Here is a 24,631-nt window from a genome sequence, read left to right as displayed (position 1 = left end):
TGTGCATGAGCACGCGTGCAATTCTCCCAGTTCAAGTGTCACTGACGGAAGGTGACTTCTACACCCTGTGGGCCCCAACATGGAAGGAACACGGTTCCGAGTGGCAGGCTTTCTACGGTGATGCTGAGAAAGTGTTGCTGTTCCACTCCCCCGAGGAGCTGCTGACCCACCTGGAATCCGCTTCCTCTCATGAGTTGACCACGCACCCGAAGTGGGGCCAGTTCAGCGCTAGCGGCGATGACCGTGTGGTGCCTGCGGAGAAGCACCACTATGACATCATCGGTGCACCGAAGTTTCTGGCGGGCCGCCCGAACCACGAAAACGTATCGACGACTGCTCGTATCTTCCAGCTGACCAACTCTTTGGCGCAGGTGGCTGGCGCTGAGGATGCCGTGATCTTCTTCGCTTCGCATTCCGTGTTGGGCAACGTGAACCGTGGCGTTGAGCACTACACGCGCGATCAGGGCCTGGGTGAATGGTCCGCCGTTGGTCGCGCTGTGCTGACAAACTGGGAGAGCGTCGTCGAAAGTATTGATGCGCAGGTGCGCGTCGTGCCGACAAACGAGCTGGACGCCGAGGCCGTTTCCGCTGCTGCGACACGGATCACGGACGCGGCGGAGGCGCGCAAGAAAGCCCGGGAGGAAGCAGAAAAGCAGGCGGAGGCCGAACGCGAAGCGGTGGATCCTTATGACACTTCGGCATGGGCGGCCGCTGGTATTGATCCGGTGAAGATCACCATCCAAGGCAAGAGCGTGTACACCCTGCGCACCTACCTCGATCGCGCGCCGGTGTTCCTGGGCAAGTACGGCGAGATCTTCACCTTCCCCACCAACAAGCAGCTGCTGCGCTGGATGCTGGATAACGACGATCACGATCTCTCCAGCATGTCTACGTGGGAGGATCTGGTCAGTTCCGCACACGCCGGCGAACTGGAGCTGCAGGTACACAAGGATAATGCGTACTCCTTCAACGGGATTGCGGCGGACATCGAGAAGGGTGTCGATGCCGTGGATACCGACCAGATGGGCAAGGCCTATGAAGTCATGGCGGATGCCGCCGACTGGGCCGGCGATGATTCGCTGAACTCCTTCCTGCTGGCGAACCCACGCATGCAGGACTACTTGGCATACATGCTTGGCTCCACTGAGGCCGCAGGCTACGTGCCATCCGCACCGTTTAATGACAAGGCGGAGAACTGGCAGCAGCTTGAAGACATGTTGATCAAACGCTTCTCCAAGTTCTAGCCCACGTTCGTACCGAACAGCCAGCCCACCACGAAGGTGAAGGCGAGCGCCAGCGTACCGCCAATGGCAAGGCGCAGCGCGGCTCGCCCCGGCTTGGCCCCGCCCAGGCGCGCGGAGATCACCCCGGTGATCGCCAAAGCGGCGATTGTGACCACGAACGTGACCGGCACCCGCCAGCTCTCTGGAGGAAACAGGATCGCCGCCAAAGGCAGGAGCGCGCCGAGGAAGAAGGCGAAGAACGACGCGATGCCTGCCGACCACGGGCTGACGACATCACTGCGGTCAATGCCGTAGTGCATATCAAGGTGGGCCTCGAGGGCGTCGTGTTCGGTGACCTCGGTGGCTACTTGGTGGGCAGTCTCTTCAGATATCCCCTTCGCGATGTATTCCTGCACCAGCACCTCGAATTCCCCTTCGGGATCCTCGGCGTGCAGCTTCTGTTCCTTTTCAATGAGGGCTTCTTCCGAATCTCGCTGGGAAGAGACGGAAACATATTCGCCTAATGCCATCGACACCGCACCACCGATAACTGCAGCGATACCGGCGGTGGCGATGGAGCGGACATCTGAGGTAGCACCCGCCACGCCCACCACAACGGCAGCGGTGGAGACGATGCCGTCGTTAGCGCCCATCACTCCGGCGCGTAGTTGATTAAGTTTCTCGTTGAGTCCAGTGGTTGTCTGTGATGGGGTTTTTGTTTCGCTCATACCCCCATTAGTATCCTCATGTTGACACCGCCACAAGCAAGGCAGTACTAACTAACTCCCAGTTCAGAGGCATTTTTATGGCAGCCTAACCTCACTTTGGTACGTCAAAGCACAGCGGCCACACAGGGAGGCCTAGAATCAACGCTTGATGAAAAGAATTACCGCCTTCACTGCCGCAGCAACCTTGAGTGCCGCACTGGTTCCGCCGGTGGTGGCTTCAGCTACCCCGCTGCTTCCCGTGGCGCCGCTGACCGAACCAGCAGAGCCAGCCGAGTCGGCGGACCCGGACTGGCGCGATGCAGCACCGTTGACCGATGACTGCCCTAACGCATTAGTTCCGCCGCGGGCTCGGACCACATCCGAGGTGCCCTCCGATGGGGTGACACCCACGGTTCTGCCGCAGCACTATGACGGCCCCTGCGGGCTGATCGCCCCGGAAGGTTTCATCGTCGACGAGTCCGTGCATGCTTCCGCGTGGCTGGTGGCGGATATTGATACCGGCGATGTCATCGCGATGAAGGATCCGCATGGCCGCTACCGCCCTGCGTCGATCATCAAGGTGCTGCTTGCTTTAGAGGCGATCGAGGAGCTGCCCCTAGACAAGAAGGTGACCGTCAGCGAGGAGACCGCCTCGCAGGTCGGTTCTTCGGTGGGCTTGGGTGCCGGCGGGGTGTACACGGTTGAAGAGCTTCTGCATGGGTTGCTGATGGGTTCAGGCAACGACGCTGCGCACGCGTTGGCCCAGGAGCTCGGTGGTGATCAGGCAGCGCTGAAGGTGATCAACGAGCTTGCCACGAAATTAGGCACCACCGATACCCGCGCCGCCTCCTATTCGGGTCTGGACGCTGCGGGCATGCAGACCTCAGCGTGGGACATGGGCATGATTTACCAGCACGCTTATTCGGATCCGACTTTTGCCCGCATCGTGGGCACGGAATTCATCGACTTCCCCGGCTATGGCGATGTCGAAGGCTACGAGTTGTGGAATGACAACGGGCTGTTCATGAATGATCCCGACGGCATCGGCGGCAAAACCGGCTTCACGGACGATGCGAATCACACCTTCGTCGGCGCGATAGAGCGCGACGGTCGCCGCCTGATGGCGGTCATCCTCGACACCACCATCGAGGAAGGGCGCGCGTGGCAGCAGGCCCAGGCTCTGTTGTACGAGGCTTCTCAGTGGCCGTCGGAGGACGCGGTGGCCAATTTAGCTGTTTCGCTTAACGACGAGGCCCCTGCCACACAGACGAAAACGCCCACCCCTAAGGTGTCGGCGGCGCCAAATCATGACTCCACCGGGGTGAGCGTTGCGATTGCGTCCATGGTCCTGCTGGCCGCAATCATCGTGGGCTTTGTGGCTCTTACTTTCGGCCGAAAACAGCGATAATTCCGGCGATCAACGCGCCGACGATAGCGCCGATACCGAAAGTTCGGCTGCTGTCCGCAGTGGACTGGCCTGCAGAGGCGCTGATATCGGAGCGCACGCGAATGACGGCTGAATCAGGCACGTCCACCGGTGCATGTTCCAGGGCTTCTTCAGTGGTCGCCGTCCACGCCGCCACATAGAGAACGACGCGCCAGATCAGGTACAGCAGCACCATCAGCGTGATGATCGGCCCAAACGCCGCACCCGCCGGGTTAGAGGTGGCGGAAGAAATGATCACGGTGGAGAACTGCTTCAAGATCTCGAAGATGATGGCACCCAACAGAGCACCCTTCAGCGCAGACTTCGTCGGCACGTGCGTGCGCGGCAGCATCTTCTGGATCCAGAACATCACCAGGAAGTTGGCGGCAATACCCAGCACGATGGCCACACCAAAGATGATCCAGCGCAGCCCCGGAATATTGTCGCCGGGCCAGAAGCGTTCTAGCACCGTCGTCGTAAAGCTGGAAGAACCGATCGCCGTGACGATGAAGGCGAAGCCGAGCGCGATGATCAGGCCGATCAGCGCTACCAAGTCGCGCAGCTTCTTGACGACGAAATTGCCGCCCTCTGTTGGGGCGAGGTTCCACATCGCACCCACACCAGCGCGCAGGTTGTTAATCCACCCCAAGCCGGACCACAAAGCGGTCAGTGCACCGACACTCAACACGGCGCCACGGGCGGCGATGGCTTGATCGATGATGCTGTTGACTAGCTCTCCTAGATCGCCGTCGACGGATTCCGTAATCTGGGTCTGGATGCGGTCCAGGAGATCAGGGTTGCCGGCGAGGAACAGCGCTAAGGTACCGAAGAGCAGCATGGCCAGTGGGAACACGGACATGACAGAGAAGTATGTAATGCCGGCCGAGTACTGGTTACCGCCACCTTTACCGAAGCGGTCCTGCATGCGCATGAGGTGGTCGACGACAGGCGCTTCGTCGCGCACCTTTTCGACGACGCTTTCGTCGTCTTTGTGCTCGCGCTCAATGCCGTAATCGTCAAGCTTGTGTTCGTTCGGGCTCGTGCGGGTGGACATGGGCTCCCTCGATTAATAAATAAGTTATTACCTACTCGATCGTAGCCACCTCTCTCACAGTGTGCATGAAGGGGGCTACACGAAAGGTGAATAGGTAATGTGCATCTATACTCGTGTAATAATTACATCCACGTGCCATGAACGTACATGAAAGGTATTAAGCACCATGCCATTTGCTGATTCTTTTGCGGACTCCGTAGCGTACCTCGCGCAGGAAGCATCTCCCCAGTACCCGAACTACCCAGCGTGGTACTCCAATGGCCTGGACTGGTCTTGGTTCATCTGGATCGTCGTAGCTATTTTCGTTATCGGCCTGATCGTCACCATCATGCTGTCTGGCAAGACCAGCCGCCGCACTGGCCGTCGCGAGGGTGGCCTCTAAACCACCGCGCAAGCACAAAGCCCGCCTGTCTCCTTGTTTCCGGAGCAGGCGGGCTTGCTTTATGTTCTAGCGCTTCGGGCGCAGAAAACCGGTCTTTTCGTAGACGTCGTCCAGCAAAGGCTCGGATACCGCGCGGGCACGTTCCGCACCTGCGGCCAGGATGTCCTCCAGTTGGGCGCGGTCGTTCATGAGCTCGTCGTAACGCGCCTTCAGCGGGGTCGTGAAGGCCTCGAGCGCGTCGGCAGTATCGGTCTTCAGAGCACCGTATCCTGCGCCTTCGTAGCCGGCGACCAACTCGTCGATAGTCTTGCCAGTCAGGGCCGCCTGGATCGCCAGCAAGTTAGAGACGCCGGGCTTTGCCTCGCGGTCATAAGCGATCACACCATCGTTATCGGTCACGGCACTCTTGATGCGCTTGGCGGACGTCTTCGGCTCATCCAACAGGTTGATGATGCCCTTTGGGTTGGAGCCGGACTTGCTCATCTTGGCGGTGGGCTCCTGCAGGTCCTGGATTTTCGCGGAACCTTCGGGGATGAATGCTTCGGGGACGACGAAAGTCTCGCCATAACGCGAGTTGAAACGTTCCGCCAGGGTGCGCGTGAGCTCAAGGTGCTGACGCTGGTCCTCCCCCACCGGCACAAGCTGTGGCTTGTACAGCAGGATGTCTGCGGCCATCAGCACTGGGTAGGTGAACAGGCCGACACTGGTGCGCTCCGCGCCCTGCTTCTGGCTCTTGTCTTTGAACTGCGTCATGCGGGAGGCCTCGCCGAAGCCGGTGAGGCACTGCAGAACCCACGTCAGCTCCGCGTGCTGGGGCACGTGCGACTGAACAAACAGCGTGGACTTCGCCGGGTCGATGCCCAATGCGATGAGCTGAGCCGCGCCGGCGACGGTGCGGTGGCGCAGCTCCTCGGGGTTCTGGTCCACGGTGATCGCGTGGAGGTCGGGGATGAAGTAAAACGCGTCGTAGCTGTCCTGCAGCTCGATCCACTGCTTCAGCGCACCTAGGTAATTGCCCAGGTGGTAGGAATCAGCGGTGGGTTGGATGCCGGACAGTACGCGTTGCTTATCACTCATGGTGTCTTAGTCTAGCCAGCCCGGCTAGGGCGCGCTGCCTCATCCCTCCGGTTCCTCGTCGTCACGCTCGCGGCGCCTGCGGGAGGGACGGTGATCCTGAATCTTACGTACCTGGCGGTACACGCGGCGCGCACCCGGCACACGGCGCGCACGCGTGTACAAGAACGTGGACAGCTGATGCTTCGGGTCCACGGCGGCGAGCTTCTCGTCGTCATATTCGTAGACGGGCAGTCCCCAGTTGAACTTCAGCGAGAGCAGGCGCGCTGCCAACACAAAGATCACGGTGATGATCGCGACCAACCACTCGGGCACGCCGAACCAGAGCAGGATCATGTACACCGCGGTGCCCATCACCGCCACGGAGGCGTAGAGCTCTTTCCGAAAGACCAGCGGCACGCGGTCCGACAGCACGTCGCGCATGATGCCACCAGACACACCCGTAGTCACGGCAGCCACAGCGGCGATGATGAAGCCGTGCCCTAGGCCGAGCGCGATCTGGGTGCCCAGCACCACGAAGGCGGCAAGCCCGATGGCGTCCGCCACCAGGAAGAATTTTCGGAGCTGGTGCATCAGCCAACTGATCTTCACCGTCATCACGGACGCGATGATGACGACTAGCAGGTACAACGGCTGTTCCACCCAGGTCAAGGGGTACGCATCAAGCAGGATGTCACGAATCGTGCCGCCACCAAGCGCAGTAAGCGCGCCCAGCGTGATCACGCCGAACAGATCCATTTTCATCCGGCCGGCGGACACAGCGGCGGTCATCGCCTCCGCGGTAATGCCAATGACGAACAGAATCGTCAGCAGGTCTTGCGTATCGTAACCCCACATAGCTCCTACTTGTACCTAACCATCAGCGGTGCGTGGTCGCTCCAGCGTTGCTCGACGGTCGGCGCTTTTTCTACCCAAGTGACTTCGGCACGGTCCATCATGTCGCGAGTGGCGGCTTGGTAGTCGATACGCCAGCCCGCGTTGTTGTTGAAGGCTTGTCCGCGGTAGGTCCACCAGGTGTATGGGGCATCGTCGGGGTGCAGCCGGCGCGCCACGTCGAACCACTGCGGGTCAGGGTTTGCTTCACGACGAAGGTTTGACTCGTATTCAACCGCGCCGAAGTACTCGCCTGCGGTGGGCTTATCTTGTGCCTCACTGTCGGGGAAGCTGCCGAAGACGGAGTCCATGAAGGCTCGCTCGTCGGGCAGGACGCCGGACTTCTTCTTGTTGGATTTGAAGTTCTTCAGGTCTTGTTCGCGGTGGCAGATGTTCCAGTCTCCCCCGATGACCATGCTGGGGTGCTCGGTGGCCCACTGGGCCAACATTGGTTCGAAATCGTCCAAGAAGCGATACTTTTCGTCCTGCTTCTCGGTGCCTTCAGAACCGGATGGCAGGTAGAGGCTTGCCACGCGCACTCCGTCGATGGTGCCCGCAACGAAGCGGCCGGCGGAGAGGAAGTTGCCGAACCCAATTTCCACGTCGTCGAGTGGCTTCCGGCTCAAGATTCCTACCCCGGCGCGACCTTTCGCTTCGGCTGGTGCGGTGATCAGGTGCCAGCCCTTTTCCAGTGCGGGCGCGAGCGCTTTCTCTGCTTGTTCTTCGGTGGCGCGGACCTCTTGCATCAGGACGACGGATGCTTCTGTCTCGTCCAGCCAGGCGAGCATGCCGGGGTTGGATTCGTTGCGCACTTTGGTGGCTGCGCGGATGCCGTTGACGTTCACACTAGCGATGGTCATACTCATGGCTGCCAATCCTACTACCTGCCACATTGCAGCTCTGGCGAGGGCACAGGCACCAACGGGGGTGAATGCTGGAGAAAAGCAAGCAAACAGTACGCGCATTATGTTGGGGCCGGGTATGGTAGATGAAAAGGCAATCTACCGATATAGGGAGAAATATGAGCACCATTATCTGGACCCGCACGGACGAAGCTCCGCTGCTCGCCACTTACTCGTTCAAGCCCATCGTTGAGGCATTCGCGTCGAACGCAGGCATCAACGTGGAAACCCGCGACATTTCCCTGGCAGGGCGCATCATTGCGCAGTTCCCTGAGCGTCTGACCGACGAGCAGAAGCTGGATGACGCACTGGCTAACTTGGGCAAGCTGGCGAAGACTCCAGAGGCCAACATCATCAAGCTGCCGAACATTTCCGCTTCCCTGGTGCAGCTGAAGGCTGCGATCAAGGAGCTGCAGGACGCTGGCTACGATGTTCCAAACTATGAGGACGCGAAGGACAAGTACGCGGTTGTCACTGGTTCCGCAGTGAACCCTGTGCTGCGTGAGGGCAACTCTGACCGTCGCGCGCCGCAGGCTGTGAAGAACTTCGCGAAGAAGCACCCACACTCCATGGGCGCTTGGTCCGCTGATTCCAAGACCGACGTTGCCACCATGGATGCCGCAGACTTCCGCCACAATGAGAAGTCCGTCATCATGCCAGCCGACGACACCCTGACCATCAAGCTCAATGGCAAGGTGCTCAAGGACGACCTGAAGGTGCTTGAGGGCGAGGTTATCGATGGCACCTACATGTCCGCGAAGGCTCTCGACGAGTTCCTCCTGGAGCAGGTCAAGCGCGCCAAGGAAGAGGGCATTCTGTTCTCTGCACACCTGAAGGCCACCATGATGAAGGTCTCGGACCCGATCATCTTCGGCCATGTTGTGCGCGCATTCTTCAAGGATGTCTACGACAAGTACGGCGAGCAGCTGCTAGCCGCTGGCCTGGACGGCGAAAATGGCTTGGGCGCTATCTACACCGGCTTGGAAGAGCTGGACAATGGCGCTGAGATCAAGGCTGCTTTCGACGAGGCACTGCAGAACGGCCCAGACTTGGCAATGGTGAACTCCCACAAGGGCATCACCAACCTGCACGTTCCATCGGACGTAATCATTGACGCTTCCATGCCTGCGATGATCCGCACCTCTGGCCACATGTGGAACGCGGACGACGCGGAGCAGGACACCTTGGCGGTTATCCCAGACTCGTCCTACGCCGGCGTGTACCAGACCGTGATTGATGACTGCAAGACAAACGGCGCTTTCGACCCCACCACCATGGGCACCGTTCCTAACGTTGGCCTGATGGCGCAGAAGGCTGAGGAGTACGGCTCCCACGACAAGACCTTCAAGATCGCTGAGGACGGCAAGGTCACCGTCGAGAACTCTGCTGGCGAGGTGCTCATCGAGCACGACGTCGAAAAGGGCGATATCTGGCGCGCATGCCAGACCAAGGATGCTCCAATCCAGGACTGGGTGAAGCTGGCCGTGAACCGCGCACGCCCGTCCGGAATGAAGACCATCTTCTGGCTGGACCCAGAGCGTGGCCACGACGCAAACCTGATCACCCTGGTGGAGAAGTACCTGAAGGACCACGACACCGAGGGTCTGGACATCTCCATCATGGATCCAGTCGAGGCAACCAAGGTCACCGTTGAGCGCATGCGCAACGGCGAGGACACCATCTCCGTGACCGGTAACGTGCTGCGTGACTACAACACTGACCTGTTCCCAATCCTCGAGCTGGGTACCTCTGCGAAGATGCTCTCCGTCGTGCCATTGATGGCTGGCGGCGGCCTGTTCGAGACCGGTGCTGGTGGTTCCGCACCGAAGCACGTCCAGCAGGTCCAGGAAGAAAACCACCTGCGTTGGGACTCTCTCGGTGAGTTCCTGGCTCTGGCGGAGTCCTTCCGTCACGAGCAGAACGAGAACGGCAACGCTAAGGCTGGCGTACTGGCCGATACTCTCGACGCTGCGACCGAGACCCTGCTGAATGAGGGCAAGAGCCCTTCGCGCAAGGTCGGCGAGATCGACAACCGTGGCTCCCACTTCTACCTGGCGAAGTTCTGGGCTGAGGAACTGGCTAACCAGTCCGAGGATGCTGAGCTGGCCGAAGCGTTCAAGCCGATCGCTGAGGAGCTTGGCGCTAATGCTGAGGCAATCGACAAGGAACTGCTTGAGGCACAGGGCTCCCCTGCTGACTTGGGTGGCTACTACCTGCCTAACGACGAGAAGACCAGCAAGGTCATGCGCCCATCGGAGACCTTCAACAAGATCATCGATGAGCTGAAGAAGTAACACTTCTTCCACTTAATGCAGGAACGCCCGCCCCTAGTAGGGGCGGGCGTTTCGCTGTCTGTAGCCCTTGCTTTCCCTATTCTTTTACCAGCCGCGTTCAGCGAGGCGGTGCGGTGCCGGCAGGTCAGCGACGTTGATTCCGACCATCGCTTCGCCTAGCCCGCGGGAGACCTCAGCGAGGACAGATGGGTCGTCGTAATGTGTGGCAGCCTTGACAATGGCTGCTGCGCGCGCTTCTGGGTTGCCGGACTTGAAGATGCCGGAGCCGACGAACACGCCTTGGGCACCCATCTGACGCACGAGCGCGGCATCGGCTGCGGTGGATACGCCTCCGGCGGCGAACATGGCGACGGGCAGTTGTCCGGTCTCAGCGACTTCGCGGACCAGGTCGTAGGGTGCCTGCAGTTCCTTGGCGGCGACATAGAGCTCGTCGCGGTCCAGGTTCTTCAACCGCGCGATTTCTGCGTTGATGGTGCGCAGGTGCTTGACGGCTTCGGAGACATCGCCGGTGCCGGCCTCACCCTTGGAACGGATCATTGCTGCGCCTTCGGTGATGCGTCGCAAAGCTTCGCCGAGGTTGGTGGCACCGCAGACGAATGGCAGGTCAAAGTCCCACTTGTTGATGTGGTGAGTGTAGTCGGCTGGGGAGAGTACTTCGGATTCGTCGATGAAGTCAACACCAAGCTCCGCCAGGATTTGTGCTTCCACAAAGTGGCCGATGCGGGCCTTCGCCATGACCGGAATGGAGACGGCGTCAATAATCCCGTCGATGAGGTCTGGGTCCGACATGCGGGCCACTCCGCCCTGGGCGCGGATATCGGCGGGCACGCGCTCAAGAGCCATCACGGCTGATGCGCCGGAATCTTCTGCGATTTTTGCCTGCTCGGGGGTGACCACATCCATGATCACGCCGTCGATGAGGTGGTCAGCGACTCCGCGCTTGACGGGTGTTGTTGCTTCAAAAGGTGTCGAATCAGTCATGGGTTCCATCAAAGCCCATCCGAGTGGTCCGAAACAAGAGCCACTTCACACGTGTTGGATTGGACCACTTTATGATGAGCGGTATGAATATTCCCCGCCGCATCGCCGCCGACATCCGCGACCGCATCGCCCACGGCGTCCTCCAACCCGGCGACCCGGTGGAATCAACACGTGCCCTAGCTGCTCGCCTGGGCTGTTCGCGCGGGACAGTGGTCACGGCCTACGACCAGCTGATTGCGGAGGGGTACCTCGTCGCCGAGACTGGTTCGGGCACGCGTATTAATCCAGATCTGGCGACTTTGCACCCCGCCTCGTCGTCAAGCACCCGCACTGCCACCGCCTCTGCCCCGCCAGAAAAGATGATCCGCCTGACCCCTGGCGCGCCCGATACCACCGGCTTGATCACCCCGGCTTGGCGCGCCGCATGGAGGGAGGCTGCCGCGGTCCCGCAGGAGCCGACGCCTGCTGCGGGCAGTGTGGATCTGCGCGCGGAGATCGCTTCTCACCTGCGGCACATGCGTGGTGTGATGGTGGACCCCGCGCGCATCGTGGTCACGGCAGGTGCTCGCGAGGGGTTGGGCATGCTGCTTCAGGCGCTGGGTCAGGGTTTGAGGATCGGCGTGGAGTCACCTGGTTATCCCAGCTTGCGCAAGGTGCCGCGCACACTGGGTCACACGCTGGTTGAGGTCCCCGTGGATGCGTCGGGGATGACGGAACCGACCAAGCAGCTGGATGCGGTGATCGTCACGCCTAGCCACCAATACCCTTCCGGTGGGAGCATGCACGCGAAAAGGCGCACGCAGCTGGTCCAGTGGGCTCGTCGTGAAGGCGCGCTGATCATTGAGGACGATTTTGATTCTGAGCTGCGCTACGTCGGCCAGCCGCTGCCTGCGCTTTCTGCCCTCGCACCTGACAGCGCGGTGTTGTTGGGCACGTTTTCCTCGGTGCTCTCCCCTGCTTTGTCGTGCGGCTACCTTGTTGTCCCGGGCCGGCTGGTTGAGCGCGTGACGACGATGCGTACGATTTTCGGCCAACCCGTTAGCGCGATCACGCAGGCTGCCTTGGCCCATTACCTGGCCAGTGGCGATGCGCGCCGCCACACCGGGTCGATCCGTCGGGCTTATAAGCGGCGCCGCAACGTGGTGACCCAGCGTCTCAGCGATGTTCCCGGGCTTGAGCTCATTCCGATCGTTGGCGGTTTGCACGCGGTGATTCGCTGTTCCGACGACATCATCGACCGCGCCCGCGACCTCGGCGTGGACCTCACGCCCCTGCGCGACTACTGGGGCGGCGCCCAGGCCGCTGAGGGCGCGGTGATCGGGTTTGGGCATCTTGACGACGAAACCCTCGCCCGCGCGCTCGACGTGATTGTTGAGGCGGCGGGTGCTTAACCGTTGACTTTGGGAACTGTCTTCAAGGTCTCCAAAGTCGGCAACTCCAATGATTCTAAGATGTCGCCCACGGCGTTGACCTCGGATTCGAAGCGCTGCAGTCTTTCCTCCTGGGTCGGCGAGAGCGCGCCCTCCTTCTGGAAGTGCTTCAGGCGCGGGTAGCGCCCAGCGAGGAGCGAGCCCCAGAAGATCTTGAGGTCGAGGATCTCTTGATCGCCGGGAACGGGCTGACCATTGTGGAAGGCGATGATGTCCGCCAGCTGCTGTTCCAGCATGGCAAGGTCCATGTCGCCACCAGGCAGGCCTTCGTCGTTGGCGAAGGTGTCCACGCCAGTGCGGGTAGGGCCGGCAGGGGTGTCGTAGAAGCGGTTGAGCGTCATCGCCTCGGCGGCTAGCACGGGGCGGTTGACGGGAAGGATCTTCGGGTTGTCCTCACCGAGCAGCTGGCCGCGGCTCATGCGAATGAAAGTGTTGTGCCCCTCCATCCCCGGCTTGGTGCATTTCAACCCAACGCCATAGGATTCAAGATCTTCTTCCTGGAACATGTAGCCCAGGTAGCGGGCCCTACGGTTGATCTCAAAGTCATCCGGGGTGGCTCCTTCGAGGTGAAAGTCGATGGCACGTATGTAGTCGCGGACGCGGGCGATGTGCTCGTCGGCAAGCATTAAATCTTCGTATTGTGCGCCATTCATGGTGTCCTCCTTAGATCATTTGCAGGCGGTCGTAGCTGTCGGTGTCTTCGAAGAATCCACCATTGCCGTTGCCGATGATGTCGAATCGGTTGACCACTTCGATGCGGTCGAGCCACTTTGCGGAGCGGAAACCTGTGGAGGTTTCTAGACGCAGGCGCATGGGGGCGCCATTCTCAATCGGGATCTCGTCTCCCCCGTAACCGATCGCGATGAGCGACTGGGGTTGGCGGGCTTCCACCATGGGCATGGATTCGTAGTAGTAGGAGCCGGTGTAGATGTCATCGTCGCGCGTCATGTTCTGGAAGGAGTGCACAACAACGTCCGAGGCGCCGTCGAGAGGCTTGACCAAGTCGAGCAAGACGTGCAGCGGAACACCGTCCCAGGCACCGACCGACGAGAAGCCCTGCACGCAGTGGTGCACCGTGTTCTGCGAATGACCGGCCGCAATCTCACGCAACTGTGGCAGTGTGAAGCGCATTGGCTTTTCGACGAAGCCACCAATCTCAAGGACGTAATCGTCATCGTAGTCGTTGCACACCATGCCCATGTAGGCCTCGGTGCTTGGTGGCATTCCGGACGCACGGTGCTTGCCGTGAGGAGTGACCTCTTTGTCGGTGTAGGTGGTGGTCTGGGCAGGCATGCGCCGTAAAGCGCGCGTCAGCGGGCGAACCAGGGCGTTGTGGATCTTCTCGATCAGGCGCGGGTTATTCGCAGAGGTCTTGGTCGCCCACACGTGGAAGATCACGATGAAGATCAGGCCGATGGTGAAGATGACGCCACCAGCAACAGGCTGATCTGCGTGCCCGAAGACCATCTTGGACACTTCGTGACCGTAGCCGTGAGCGATGACCATGGCTACGTGGATCACCACGAACACCAGGTATGCGACAAGACCCCAGAAGTGCAGGGTGCGGATCACTTGGCGCCCGCCCATCGCTCGCGAAATCCGCGGGAAGCGGTTGTTGATCGCGGGCGACTGGAATGCGCCGGTGATCATCATGAACAGCGGCAGGATCACCACGACAAAACCGTAGGAGAGCTGCTGAATCGCGTTGAAGGGATAGCCATCCATCGCGGGCGGGATCTGGAAGGCGAGGTAGCTGACCAAATCATTCCAGGCCTGGCCGAACACGGACCAGTCTTCGGGCCAGTAACGACGCCACTGACCGGTAGCCAGAAGCAGGACCCAGTAGATCACCATGAGGGTCACCCACAGCACGACGGAAATGAAGTGCCAGTAGCGGCCCTGCCCCAGGTCGCCGTGACCGGGGAGGGAGACGACGGGATGGTAGTCGTCATATTCGCCCGCAGCTGGGAAATACTTCTTGCGACGCTTGCGCTTAATTGTGAACTGCGCCCACTGACCGCCCATTGGGGTGTGGATGGAGCGGTGCAGCTTCGGGAAGGTGCCCAGGATCTCGATGCCGGAGCGAATAAAAAGAAAAATGAACAGGATATTGACGAAGTGCTCAATACGGAGCCACACGGGATATTCCATCAGCATGTTTAGTCCCCAAATCCTTGGTCGTCAGGGTAGGCAACGAGCACGCCGTAGCTCAGTGCCCAGCGAATGATTACGTACGCGATGCCGGCGAAGAACATGGTGTTCCAGGCTGCTGCGGTATAGAGTCCGGCGCCGTTCCACACGTAGGGTGCGGTGCCGAATAGGCCTCCGATGTAGGCAACGATGGCCGCAAGGGCTGGCAACATTCCAAAGTCCCAGATCCGGGCCTTGGTGAACAAGCCGACAATGCAGAAAATGGCCGCGAGTGCGGAAACTAAGTACAGGGCGATGTCGCTTCCTGCGAAAATTTCAAAATCGGTGCGTGCGATGACAAATGATGTGAACGCAATCCACGCGATGATGAGCAGGATGACGGCCTTGGTCAGGCGCGGCAGGTTGATTCGAATGTAGCGGAAAAATGGTGCACGTTTGCGTCCCGGCGGGACGTGTTCGTTGACATCATGCACGTCATTATCCACTACGTCATGGGGTGATGACATGGTGTCCTCCAAGTAGCAGTGTGAATGTCACTGTGAATGTCACTCGGTGCGACAGCCGGAGAACGTCGTTTCGAGTTCATAACTAACGATAAAGGCGATAGGGAAAACCGCATAAAGAAACAACCGTTCGGTTCTTCAAGAATGCCGTGACCTGCAGGCAAAACAAGTGTTTTGTACGGCATTGGTCGTTGAATAGACCTGCCCCACCTCAAATATTAGATTTTTCAATAGTGAATGAATTGGTCAGATCTTTTTGGGTCTGTCCACGCAACCGGAGAGGCGACATCACTCACTGCATCTAGCTACCCACAATCGAAAAGGAGAACCATATGTCCGCAATGGTCATTTTCGGTCTCATAGCATCCGTCGCTCTTCTCTTTGCCTTTGCCATGCTCAATCTGGGCAAGTGGACTATCGACGATTACCCCTACCAAATCCTGAACTTCCTCGGCGCAGCATTCCTCACCCTGTCTGCAATGAACCCGCTCAACCTGGGCGTTTTCCTCACCGAATTGATCTGGAGCCTGTTGGGTCTGTACGGAATCATCAAGATTTACGTCAGGCGCAAGAAAGCACGGGAAAAAACTGATCCGACACCCGCTGCTTAACCTGCCTCACCCACACTTTTCAGAACGGAAAACATCATGGAATCTCTCACATTTTCTACAGAAATTGGGCTTATTGCCGGCGTCTGCTTCGTCATCGCCTACGGCCTATTGAACTTCGAGGTACTCAAGTCCGACTCCCCCATCTACCAGGGCCTCAACTTCCTCGGCGCTGTCGGTTTTGTGTACACCGCAATATCACCTTTCAACCCTGGCCTGTTCGTGACTGAGCTGGTGTGGGCCATCGTCGCACTGTATGGCCTGTACAAGATCTTCACAAAGAAAAAGCAACCAGAAACTGCCTAACAAAGGGGGCGGAGGACTACTGTCGATCCTATGTCCGACGAAACAGCGCCCTCCGCCCGCGAGAAAATCATTAGTGCCACTTTGGACACCATCGCCAAGGAGGGCCTTGAGGGCACCACGATGCGACGTGTCGCGCTCACCGCAGGCATGTCCGTGGGCGCGATCACGCACCACTTCCCCAACCGGGAAGCGTTATTGATTGACGCCATGAACCAGTACACCAACGCTACTCTGGAGCGGTTCAATTCATATTTCGAGGGGGTCCACGATCTTCAGTCCGCACGCGAGGGCGTGGTCAAGTTGATTTCAGCGCCTGCCCAATCGCGCCTAGACATCGTGGTGGGCAGTGAGCTGTACACAATTTCTTTAAGGCGTCCCCGGTTCCGCCTCCTCCTAGACAGGTGGACCAGGGCGTCCCGCGACATCATGTTGCGCTATTTCACCCAGGACACCGTACACATCATCGACGCACTATACGAGGGCCTTCTTCTGCACCGCCGGATGAATCTTGGCGAATATACTGATGACCTGATTGCCTCCGCCGTCGAGCAACTTACCCCGCCTGAAAAATATATCGGCCCAAATCATTCGTCGTGAGCTACTACCCTGGGGCCTATGAAACTAACACTTCTCGGACATTCCACTGTTGCCCTTGAGGCTCCGGAGGGTCGCATCGTCATCGACCCCGGCAACCTCACTGATGATCCGCGTCTCGACGAGGCCCAGGCCATCTTGATCACTCACATTCACCCGGACCACTGTGACACCGAACGCATCAAGAGCTCAGGCCTTCCCGTCTGGGGGCCGCAGGCGGTGATTGATGAGTTGGGCACGGGTGTCGTCGTAAAGTCTGGCGAGACGATCACCGTGCTCGGCCAGGAGATCCAGTGCGTGGGCGAGATCCACGAAGTGATCCACCCAGACCTGCCGCGGCCGGAAAATATTGGCTATTTCACCGAGGGTATCTTGCACCCGGGCGATGAGTTCATGGAGCTCGACGGCGTGAGCACCCTCCTTATGCCGATTGCGTGCCCGTGGGTGAAGGGTGAGTACGCGGCCGAGTGGGCAAAGAAGATCGGGGCGCAGGCCACCTACCCGATTCACGACGAGGTGCTTTCCGACAAGGGCCGCAACCTGTACGACAACGTGTACAAGAACCTCAAGGTGCCCGGCTATGAGCGACTCTCGCTGGGGACCACTGTGGACGCTTAAATAAGACAGCTTGGTCTAATTAGATTCATGGGCCTACCTGCGCTGATTGTGCGCAAAGTTTCGTCGATACGCGCAAAGTTTCTACACTTTTGTCAGCAAGAACGATGAAACCGAGGAGGGCTCATGCCTAAGTACGACAATTCCAACGCATCCGAGTGGTCGTTTGCCACCCAGGCGATCCACGCTGGCCAGCAGCTCGATCCCGAGTACGGGGCGCGTAACCAGCCGATTTACATGACCACCTCCTACGTGTTCGACGATGCGCAGCACGCGGAGAACCGCTTCAACCTGTCGGATGCGGGCCCGATCTATACGCGCCTGAACAACCCGACGACGACCGCCCTGGAAGATCGCCTGGCCACCCTTGAGGGCGGCGTGGGTGCTGTGGCCTTTTCTTCTGGCCAGGCAGCGGAGACCGCGGCGATTATTAACCTGGCGTCTGCCGGCGATCACATCGTGACCTCCCCGCGCCTCTACGGTGGCACGGAAACCCTGTTCCAGGTGACTTTGAAGCGCCTCGGCATCGACGTGACCTTCGTCGATAATCCCGATGACCCCGAGTCCTGGCAGGCCGCGGTGCAGCCCAACACGAAGGCCTTCTACGGCGAGACCTTCGGTAACCCGATCGCCGACGTGCTGGACATCCCCACCGTGGCTGAGGTGGCGCACCGCAACAGCGTTCCGCTGATCGTCGACAACACGATGGCCACCGCTGCCCTGTCGCGTCCGATCGAGCTGGGCGCGGACATCGTCGTGGCGTCCCTGACCAAGTTCTACACCGGTAACGGCGCGGCCATGGGCGGCATCCTCATCGACGGCGGCAAGTTCGACTGGACCGTGGAGCGCGACGGCGAGCCCGTCTTCCCCTACTTCGTGAACCCGGACCCCGCGTACCACGGTTTGAAGTACGCCGACCTTGGCGCACCTGCTTTTGCGTTGAAGGCGCGCGCTGGCGTGATCCGCGATACGGGCGGCACGATTTCCCCGTTCAACGCCTGGTTGACCCTGCAGGGTCTGGATACGCTGGGGCTGCGCGTCGATAAGCACAACGAGAATGCGCAGAAGGTGGCCGAGTACCTGGCTGGCCACGACAAGGTGGAGTCGGTCAACTTTGCCGGCCTGGAGTCCTCCCCGTGGTACGAGACGAAGCAGCGGTTGGGATACAAGTACACCGGCTCGGTATTGTCATTTACTATTACTGGCGACGAGAATGACCGCACGAACGCGTGGAAGTTCATCGATGCCCTCACGTTGCATTCGAACCTGGCCAATATTGGTGATGTCCGCTCGCTCGTGGTGCACCCGGCGTCCACCACGCACTCCCAGTCCGACGAGGCGGGGCTGAAGCGCGCTGGCATTTCCCAGGCCACGGTGCGTTTGTCTGTGGGTATTGAGGATATCGACGATATTCTCGCCGACTTGGAACGCGGCTTTTCCGCGGTTTAGAAAGGAACACGCGACGTGATTACTCTGCCTGCCGAAGGTGTTGTGGCCTATCAACCCATTGGCGACTTCACCACCGAGACGGATGTAATCATCGCGGACGCCACCATCGCCTACCAGCGGTGGGGCGAATTCCGGGGGGATCCGCAGGGCAAGAACAACGTGCTTCTGGTGGAGCACGCCCTCACCGGCGACTCCGATGCGGCCACGTGGTGGGAAGGGCTGATCGGCCCTGGCATGGCGCTTGATACCGACGAGTGGTGCGTGATCTGCACCAACGTGCTGGGCGGATGCGCCGGCTCCACAGGCCCCTCCAGCCCGCACCCGGATGGGCAGTCCTGGGGCTCGCGCTTTCCCGCCATTTCGATCCGCGACCAGGTACACGCCGAGTACAACTTCTTGGCCGCGCTGGGCATTCACCGTGTTCACGCGGTGCTGGGCGGTTCCATGGGCGGTGCGCGCACGCTAGAGTGGAGCGTTCTGTTCCCAGAAACTGTGTGCTACGCGTGTGTGATTGCGGTGTCGGCGCGTGCGAGTGCGTGGCAGATCGGCATCCAGACCGCCCAGATTTCCGCGATCGTGCGCGACCCCGACTGGCATGGCGGCGACTACTACTCCACCGGTACTTCCCCGCAGGCGGGGTTGGCGGCCGCTCGTCGTATTGCGCACCTGACCTACCGCGGCGAGCAGGAAATCGACGAGCGCTTCGGCACCATGCCCCAGGCCGGGGAAAACCCGCTGGGTCCGTTCCGTGACGACCAGCAGCGCTTTGCCGTGCAGAGCTACCTGGACCACCAAGGCGACAAGCTGGTGGAGCGTTTCGACGCCGGCTCCTATGTCACCTTGACTGATTCTTTGAACCGCCATGATATTGGGCGCGGCCGCGGGGGCCTGAATAAGGCATTGGCTAGTTCGATGGTTCCCACCATGATCGTGGGCGTGGATACGGACATTTTGTACCCGTACCACCAGCAGGAACACCTCTCGCGCAACATCGGTAATTTGTTGGCGATGGCGAAGATTGTGTCGCCGGTCGGGCATGACGCATTTCTCGTCGAAACGCGTCAGATGGACCGGATCCTGCGCAATTTCCTCACGCTGACGCAGCAGGTGCCCTCGCCAGATGAGCTGGCGAAGAAGCACGGCCTGTTCAATATCTAGCTGCCCAGCGAGTCCACCGAGACGGACAGCCACACCATGGCGGCACCGAGCGCGGTGGTGAAAAGGGAGTCGAACCTGCGGGAACGCACGGCGACGAGGCCGATTTTACGGGAATCGCAGGTCAGGCGCAGCACTGTTAGCCACAGCATCGACACGCCCATGGTGAAGGAGGCGCGGCGCCAGTGCTCCGTCAGCGCCCACACCGACGCGAGCACCAGCCCAACGATGAACAGCGCGGTGCCCAAGTATTGCACCCAGGCGGGCAGGCGAGATGGTTTCTGTTTGAGATCGTGCGGGTTATCCAGAGACTGCATTGCGCTCAGCCCGTTCGACCACGTTGCGCACCAAGAACGCGCGAGTCAAGGGGCCAACGCCGCCCGGGTTGGGCGATACTGCGCCAGCGACATCCCATACGTCGGGGTGGACATCGCCGGTGGTTTTTCCGTCGACACGCGAGACGCCCACGTCCAGCACTGCCGCGCCCGGCTTCACCATGTCCGCGGTGAGCATGTGGGGCACGCCGGCGGCGGCGATGATCACGTCCGCATTGGTGGTCTCCGCCTTCAGGTCTTTGGTTCCGGTGTGGCACAGGGTGACGGTGGAATTTTCACTGCGGCGCGTCAGGATTAGCCCGATCGGCCGGCCCACGGTGACGCCGCGGCCGATCACGACGACCTTCGCCCCGTTTAATTCCACACCGAAACGCTTCAGCAGGTGAATCGCACCATTCGGGGTGCATGGCAGCGGAGCAGGCTCGTTGAGCACCAGTTTGCCCAGGTTAACGGGGTGTAGGCCGTCAGCGTCCTTGTCTGGGTCGATGCGCTCAAGGATGGCGTTTTCGTCGATATGCTTCGGCAGTGGCAGTTGCACGATATAGCCCGTTACGGAATCATCCGCGTTGAGCTCGTCGATAAGCGCCTCGACCTCTTCCTGCGTCGCGTCCTCCGGCAGCTGCTTCTGGACCGAATGAATGCCCAGCTTCTCGCAGTCCTGGTGCTTCATGCGCACGTAATTCTGGCTGGCGGGGTCCTCGCCAACCAGCACTGTCGCCAAGCCGGGGGTGATACCTTTGTCGCGCAGCGCGGCAACGCGTTCTTTGAGGTCCGCGAAGATTTCGTCGCGGTAGAGTTTTCCGTCCAATTTCAATGCAGTCACGCACCCTATCCTAGACTGAACCGCGTGTCAGAACTGCATGTCATCTTCGATAATCCTGTTATTCCTCCCAATACCGGCAATGCGATCCGCATGTGCGCGGGCACGGGCGCCACTTTGCACCTTGTCGAGCCCCTCGGGTTTTCCCTGGATGACAAGCATCTGCGCCGCTCTGGCCTGGACTATCACGACCTGGCCCACGTGGTCGTCCACCCCGATATCGACGCTTGCTTCGCCGCCCTTCCGGACTCGCGCATTTTCGCTTTTACGACGACCGCCTCGACCTTTTATACCTCTGTTGAGTTTCAGCCGGGCGATGCTCTTTTGTTCGGAACGGAGCCCACGGGGCTTCCCGACGACCACCTGGCCCACCCACGCATCACGCGGGAATTGCGTATCCCGATGTTGCCTGGGCGCCGCTCTATGAACCTGTCTAATTCTGCCGCCGTGGCGACGTATGAGGCGTGGCGCCAGCTCGGATTTGGTGGCGGGATCTAAACGTGTGATCGAATGTGCGACCGAAGTGCGAATTGAACTTCCGACACGCCCCGACCTGCATTTCGTTACCTAATCGTTATTAACTGACTCTAGAACAACCGTTCCATGTGTTCTATGCTTGATGATAGAGATTTTGACCGGGGAACAATAATCGGACATGCATCCGGGGGTGACCACCATGTCCACGCCAACTTTCACTCAACTCGACATCGCCAACGCATACTTCAGCGTGAATTCCGATGATGTGTTTGCGCGGCAGCAAACCGCTATTCGCCGTGCCGAGTTCGACATGTGGGAAGAAATTTACTTCACATCCGCGACACCAGCTTCAGAAAACGACTGGGAAGAGTACGCCGCCTCCCTCCGCGCGAAGCTGGGGGTAGGCAAGAAGATGATCGGCGACAACCTACTCGTCATGGAGACCCTCGAGGTATTGCCTGGCTTCCGCGAACTCGTCGTCGAACTTGGCCATGTTGACCTCTATACTCTGCGCCAGATCATCACCACGACAACTTGCGATACCTTCTGGGATTTTGAGCAGGTGCCAGGGCTTGTCGACGAGCTACTCGGCGATCTGTACTGCCCAACCCGTCCCAACCAATCCTTACCGAGCGTTCGTACCGTGAAGAAGAAAATCACGGAGCTGCTGCGGAACGTGACCCCGGAAGAGGGCGAGGAAGAAGAAACCGAAACCGGCCCACCTGGCCACTGGGTGGAGGAAAACGCCAACGGCACGTGCACCGTGAGCTCGACCTGGGACGCGTGGACAACCGCCAAGATTGAGGCGCTGATCCGCAAGTGCGCCACAGAGAACAACATCTCTTTCGCCGCAGCACACGCGCTCCTCATCCTCGAGGACACGCAATTAAGTTTGGTCCTCAACATGTACCAAGCCAGCGATGTCGCCGACGCCCCCGTGTGGATGTCCCCTTTTGGCGACTTCAACAGCACCGACTCTGCCCGCGCAGCCGCTGAGGCCACCCAGGTTCGTGACCTCAGCGGAGCACAAGATGAGGCGACCGACAGCTACCGCCCCACCAGCCGCATCAAGGCCTATGTCGAAGGGCGAGACGGAACCTGCCGCTTCCCCGGATGCACCCGCCCGGCGATGTACACCGACAAAGACCACCGAGTAGACCACGCAGACGGCGGACCTACAAGTCCGCACAACCTCATCAGCCTCTGCAGACACCACCACAACAAGAAAACCGATGGAAGCATCGGCTATCTTCTCGACGGTTATTCCGGTGCCGTTTACTGGCTCTACAAAGACGGAACCTGGGAAGTAGACGAACCAACCGGCCCACTCAGTCCCAAGAAGGCCAACTGGCTCGTCACATTCAACGACATCACCCAGCAACTCAAACGAACACCCGGCCCGAAGAGGCGACCAGTCACCTTCCCACCAGGGATGGACCCAGACCACCCACCGTTCTAGCCGAAACGGCGATCATTTTGGCGCGGTCATGCACTCATTGTAGGTGTTCCCAGCTGAGGCAATTCGCGGTTACGCAAGACATCGACGAGCTCGCGTGCCTGCGCGGGGTCCATGTCGCGGCCGGCCATGGCGACCGGCCCGGGCACCAAGTCCAGCCGCACGGTGGCCAGCCCCACCAGGTTCTGGATTGGCCCGCGCCGCAGCGTCAACTCTTGGATGTGGGAGGCCTCGATGAAGGCCACGCGACGCGAGACCCACCCGCTATGTACGACAACGCAGCCATCGACCAGCGTCGTTGCTTGGCGGTGCGCATCAAGCGGCGAAACAACCCGTGCCCGGCGCGGCGAACCATAGGTGGCGGCGGTGGCCCCCTCAAGCGCTGCCGCCTCCTCAAGCAGTTCGCGGCTCAGAGCACCCACCCGCGCGGCAATCAGCATGGCCTGCTCACGCGAGCCCACCGGCAGGATACGGGTGGTCCCGGACTGCTTATTGGATTCGGGCCCGTAGCCTGCAACGGAGACGGACACTGTCCACCACCCCACCAGTCGCCACAGTACGGGTTGGGAAATCCTCACCGCGTGGATCCGGTCTAGGGGCACCGCTTGCCGACGACGGGACGCCAGACCATAAGCAAGGTGCAGCACATCGTCTGAATCCAACACTGCGTTGAAGCGCCACGATTTGTCGATCATCCCCCACACGGGCGGCACCAGCGCCACGACCAGGGGCGCTGTCGTCGCAAAGGGAATGGGAGCAAGCAGGGAAAACAGCACCCACACCACAGCGGTGATCGTCGAAAAGCGAAGGGCTGTGCCGACCAGCGAACGCCAGATCGGGATGGGCGGGATGATGTAATTCGGTGCGTCGGGTTCGTGCGTGTCGACGGGTTCTGTGCCGAGCAATTCGTGGCGCAGCGCCTCTGCTTCCGCGCGGGGCAGGTAGGCGATCTCTATGTTGGACGACGACCCGCCCGCGGTTTCGATGCGCACGGCGGCCAACCCGAAGATGCGCGCGATGAGTGGTTCGACCACATCGACGGCCTGGATGCGGTCATAGCGGGCGGTGCGCAGCTGGGTGGAGACGACGCCGCGTTTGAGGCGGACTTCCTCGGCATCGAGGCGGAATCCGGTGGCTGCCCACCAGATCTGGGAAACCACAAAGACGGCCAGGCAGGCCACCAGAAAGGCGCCGAAACCGAGAAGGAGGGGCATGAAGGATCCGTCGTCGCCGCGGACCACTTTGGAAAGGCGCGTGATCACGGCCTGGTTCAGGTTGGCAACCCCGATGGCCAACAGTGCGAGGATGACGGTCCAGAATCGCAGCAGAGGGGTGAGGCGGTGGACTCGTCGATAAGCGCCTTCGGTCACAGCCCGCTCATCCTCTCTCGCGCTTGCACGGTGAGGCGTCGGCGCAGGTCATCGGCCTGATCGGCGGGTAGGCCATGGACCGTGGAGTCGGATGTCGAGGACGCGGTGTGCAGCACCACGTTCTTCAGCCCGAAGGCGCGCATGATGGGGCCGGCGTTCACGTCCACAAATTGGATGCGCCCATAGGGCACCACGGTGAAGGTATGCCACATTTTTCCGCGTGTGATCAGGAGTTCGTCGTCGGTCTCCTGCCAGCGGTGCAGGCGCACGCGCGCGGGAATCAGCCAGGCATACCACGCGGTGAATGCGACGACGGCGGCGATCGCGATCCACCAATAGCCGCCCCAGCGCACGTAGGCCACGATGGCCGCGGCCAGCAGCGCCAGGATCCAGATCGCATTAGAGAGGTACTGCACCCACACCAGTTTCGGCGAGACGGGGTTCAT

General features: G+C 60.2%; 26 protein-coding genes. 13 read left to right on the top strand and 13 right to left on the bottom strand.

What is annotated here, in order from left to right; translation table 11 throughout:
- Nucleotides 1-5: 5 nt before the first annotated feature.
- The gene (locus B097_RS0111050) at nucleotides 6-1,244 is read left to right on the top strand and encodes a SatS C-terminal domain-containing protein (RefSeq protein WP_018582591.1); all 1,239 of its coding nucleotides are present in this window, start codon (nucleotides 6-8) and stop codon (nucleotides 1,242-1,244) included.
- Here the strand turns inward: B097_RS0111050 and B097_RS0111045 are convergent.
- Entirely contained in the window at nucleotides 1,241-1,951 is a 711-nt protein-coding gene (locus B097_RS0111045; protein WP_026254485.1) for a VIT1/CCC1 transporter family protein, read from the bottom strand. The two genes, B097_RS0111050 and B097_RS0111045, sit on opposite strands and share 4 nt — an antisense overlap.
- Nucleotides 1,952-2,099: 148 nt before the next feature.
- Between B097_RS0111045 and B097_RS0111040 the strand changes: the two genes are divergently transcribed.
- On the top strand, nucleotides 2,100-3,338 hold the full coding sequence (locus tag B097_RS0111040) for a D-alanyl-D-alanine carboxypeptidase family protein (RefSeq protein WP_018582589.1): 1,239 nt from the start codon (nucleotides 2,100-2,102) through the stop codon (nucleotides 3,336-3,338).
- On the opposite strand, the gene B097_RS0111035 is transcribed toward B097_RS0111040, so the two are convergent.
- Nucleotides 3,313-4,410 carry a YhjD/YihY/BrkB family envelope integrity protein gene (locus tag B097_RS0111035; protein ID WP_018582588.1) on the bottom strand — a complete coding sequence of 366 codons (1,098 nt, stop codon included), beginning with the start codon at nucleotides 4,408-4,410 and terminating at the stop codon, nucleotides 3,313-3,315. The genes B097_RS0111040 and B097_RS0111035 overlap by 26 nt on opposite strands.
- A gap of 166 nt (nucleotides 4,411-4,576) precedes the next feature.
- Between B097_RS0111035 and B097_RS0111030 the strand changes: the two genes are divergently transcribed.
- Nucleotides 4,577-4,792: a hypothetical protein gene (locus tag B097_RS0111030; protein ID WP_018582587.1), complete on the top strand. Its 216-nt coding sequence runs from the start codon at nucleotides 4,577-4,579 to the stop codon at nucleotides 4,790-4,792.
- Nucleotides 4,793-4,858: 66 nt separating this feature from the next.
- Here the strand turns inward: B097_RS0111030 and trpS are convergent, their stop codons facing one another.
- From trpS to B097_RS0111015, 3 genes are read right to left on the bottom strand one after another with little or no spacing between them, the layout of a single operon-like run.
- A complete protein-coding gene (trpS, locus tag B097_RS0111025) occupies nucleotides 4,859-5,869 on the bottom strand; it encodes a tryptophan--tRNA ligase (RefSeq protein ID WP_018582586.1) in 1,011 nt (336 codons plus the stop codon).
- 39 nt (nucleotides 5,870-5,908) lie between these two features.
- Complete coding sequence (locus B097_RS0111020) at nucleotides 5,909-6,703, bottom strand: trimeric intracellular cation channel family protein (RefSeq protein ID WP_018582585.1); 795 nt, start codon at nucleotides 6,701-6,703, stop codon at nucleotides 5,909-5,911.
- Between the two features lie 5 nt (nucleotides 6,704-6,708).
- Nucleotides 6,709-7,605: an exodeoxyribonuclease III gene (locus B097_RS0111015; protein ID WP_026254484.1), complete on the bottom strand. Its 897-nt coding sequence runs from the start codon at nucleotides 7,603-7,605 to the stop codon at nucleotides 6,709-6,711.
- A 155-nt stretch (nucleotides 7,606-7,760) separates the two neighbouring features.
- Here B097_RS0111015 and B097_RS0111010 point away from each other — a divergent pair, with 155 nt between their 5' ends.
- Nucleotides 7,761-9,935 (top strand): NADP-dependent isocitrate dehydrogenase, encoded by a 2,175-nt coding sequence (locus tag B097_RS0111010; protein ID WP_018582583.1) that lies wholly within the window; start codon nucleotides 7,761-7,763, stop codon nucleotides 9,933-9,935.
- A gap of 84 nt (nucleotides 9,936-10,019) precedes the next feature.
- Here the strand turns inward: B097_RS0111010 and pdxS are convergent, their stop codons facing one another.
- Complete coding sequence (gene pdxS / locus B097_RS0111005; RefSeq protein ID WP_018582582.1) at nucleotides 10,020-10,916, bottom strand: pyridoxal 5'-phosphate synthase lyase subunit PdxS; 897 nt, start codon at nucleotides 10,914-10,916, stop codon at nucleotides 10,020-10,022.
- An 83-nt stretch (nucleotides 10,917-10,999) separates the two neighbouring features.
- On the opposite strand from pdxS, the gene pdxR reads away from it, so the two are divergent.
- Nucleotides 11,000-12,307, top strand: coding sequence for a MocR-like pyridoxine biosynthesis transcription factor PdxR (pdxR, locus tag B097_RS0111000; RefSeq protein ID WP_018582581.1), 1,308 nt, complete (start codon nucleotides 11,000-11,002; stop codon nucleotides 12,305-12,307).
- Here the strand turns inward: pdxR and B097_RS0110995 are convergent.
- From B097_RS0110995 to B097_RS0110985, 3 genes are read right to left on the bottom strand one after another with little or no spacing between them, the layout of a single operon-like run.
- On the bottom strand, nucleotides 12,304-12,999 hold the full coding sequence (locus B097_RS0110995; RefSeq protein WP_018582580.1) for a hypothetical protein: 696 nt from the start codon (nucleotides 12,997-12,999) through the stop codon (nucleotides 12,304-12,306). The genes pdxR and B097_RS0110995 overlap by 4 nt on opposite strands.
- Before the next feature lie 10 nt (nucleotides 13,000-13,009).
- Entirely contained in the window at nucleotides 13,010-14,503 is a 1,494-nt protein-coding gene (locus B097_RS0110990) for a molybdopterin-dependent oxidoreductase (RefSeq protein WP_018582579.1), read from the bottom strand.
- A 2-nt stretch (nucleotides 14,504-14,505) separates the two neighbouring features.
- The gene (locus tag B097_RS0110985; protein ID WP_048402919.1) at nucleotides 14,506-15,003 is read right to left on the bottom strand and encodes a hypothetical protein; all 498 of its coding nucleotides are present in this window, start codon (nucleotides 15,001-15,003) and stop codon (nucleotides 14,506-14,508) included.
- Nucleotides 15,004-15,332: 329 nt separating this feature from the next.
- Between B097_RS0110985 and B097_RS0110980 the strand changes: the two genes are divergently transcribed.
- The 6 genes from B097_RS0110980 to metX all read left to right on the top strand — a co-directional run bounded on the left by B097_RS0110980 (nucleotide 15,333) and on the right by metX (nucleotide 19,730).
- A complete protein-coding gene (locus B097_RS0110980; RefSeq protein WP_018582577.1) occupies nucleotides 15,333-15,611 on the top strand; it encodes a CBU_0592 family membrane protein in 279 nt (92 codons plus the stop codon).
- Between the two features lie 36 nt (nucleotides 15,612-15,647).
- The gene (locus B097_RS0110975) at nucleotides 15,648-15,914 is read left to right on the top strand and encodes a CBU_0592 family membrane protein (protein ID WP_018582576.1); all 267 of its coding nucleotides are present in this window, start codon (nucleotides 15,648-15,650) and stop codon (nucleotides 15,912-15,914) included.
- A 30-nt stretch (nucleotides 15,915-15,944) separates the two neighbouring features.
- Nucleotides 15,945-16,511 carry a TetR/AcrR family transcriptional regulator gene (locus tag B097_RS0110970; protein ID WP_018582575.1) on the top strand — a complete coding sequence of 189 codons (567 nt, stop codon included), beginning with the start codon at nucleotides 15,945-15,947 and terminating at the stop codon, nucleotides 16,509-16,511.
- Nucleotides 16,512-16,529: 18 nt separating this feature from the next.
- A complete protein-coding gene (locus B097_RS0110965; protein WP_018582574.1) occupies nucleotides 16,530-17,126 on the top strand; it encodes an MBL fold metallo-hydrolase in 597 nt (198 codons plus the stop codon).
- A gap of 123 nt (nucleotides 17,127-17,249) precedes the next feature.
- Complete coding sequence (locus tag B097_RS0110960) at nucleotides 17,250-18,572, top strand: O-acetylhomoserine/O-acetylserine sulfhydrylase (RefSeq protein ID WP_018582573.1); 1,323 nt, start codon at nucleotides 17,250-17,252, stop codon at nucleotides 18,570-18,572.
- 15 nt (nucleotides 18,573-18,587) lie between these two features.
- Nucleotides 18,588-19,730: a homoserine O-acetyltransferase MetX gene (gene metX, locus B097_RS0110955; protein ID WP_018582572.1), complete on the top strand. Its 1,143-nt coding sequence runs from the start codon at nucleotides 18,588-18,590 to the stop codon at nucleotides 19,728-19,730.
- Here metX and B097_RS0110950 read toward each other — a convergent pair.
- Both B097_RS0110950 and B097_RS0110945 read right to left on the bottom strand, forming a co-directional pair.
- Nucleotides 19,727-20,044 (bottom strand): DUF3017 domain-containing protein, encoded by a 318-nt coding sequence (locus tag B097_RS0110950; protein ID WP_018582571.1) that lies wholly within the window; start codon nucleotides 20,042-20,044, stop codon nucleotides 19,727-19,729. The two genes, metX and B097_RS0110950, sit on opposite strands and share 4 nt — an antisense overlap.
- Nucleotides 20,028-20,885: a bifunctional methylenetetrahydrofolate dehydrogenase/methenyltetrahydrofolate cyclohydrolase gene (locus B097_RS0110945; RefSeq protein WP_018582570.1), complete on the bottom strand. Its 858-nt coding sequence runs from the start codon at nucleotides 20,883-20,885 to the stop codon at nucleotides 20,028-20,030. Before B097_RS0110945 ends, B097_RS0110950 begins: the two co-directional genes overlap by 17 nt.
- A 24-nt stretch (nucleotides 20,886-20,909) precedes the next feature.
- Between B097_RS0110945 and B097_RS0110940 the strand changes: the two genes are divergently transcribed.
- Both B097_RS0110940 and B097_RS0110935 read left to right on the top strand, forming a co-directional pair.
- On the top strand, nucleotides 20,910-21,380 hold the full coding sequence (locus B097_RS0110940; protein ID WP_018582569.1) for a tRNA (cytidine(34)-2'-O)-methyltransferase: 471 nt from the start codon (nucleotides 20,910-20,912) through the stop codon (nucleotides 21,378-21,380).
- Nucleotides 21,381-21,558: 178 nt separating this feature from the next.
- Entirely contained in the window at nucleotides 21,559-22,818 is a 1,260-nt protein-coding gene (locus B097_RS0110935; RefSeq protein ID WP_161795928.1) for an HNH endonuclease signature motif containing protein, read from the top strand.
- A gap of 26 nt (nucleotides 22,819-22,844) precedes the next feature.
- On the opposite strand, the gene B097_RS0110930 is transcribed toward B097_RS0110935, so the two are convergent.
- Nucleotides 22,845-24,185, bottom strand: coding sequence for a PH domain-containing protein (locus B097_RS0110930; RefSeq protein WP_018582567.1), 1,341 nt, complete (start codon nucleotides 24,183-24,185; stop codon nucleotides 22,845-22,847).
- The gene (locus B097_RS0110925) at nucleotides 24,182-24,631 is read right to left on the bottom strand and encodes a PH domain-containing protein (RefSeq protein WP_018582566.1); all 450 of its coding nucleotides are present in this window, start codon (nucleotides 24,629-24,631) and stop codon (nucleotides 24,182-24,184) included. Before B097_RS0110925 ends, B097_RS0110930 begins: the two co-directional genes overlap by 4 nt.

The organism is Corynebacterium pilosum DSM 20521 = CIP 103422 (genome assembly GCF_000373805.1).
GTDB classification, from domain to species: Bacteria; Actinomycetota; Actinomycetes; order Mycobacteriales; family Mycobacteriaceae; genus Corynebacterium; species Corynebacterium pilosum.
The sequence above is the reverse complement of the archived record's forward strand: the minus strand, read 5'-3'. Positions and strand labels throughout refer to the sequence as shown.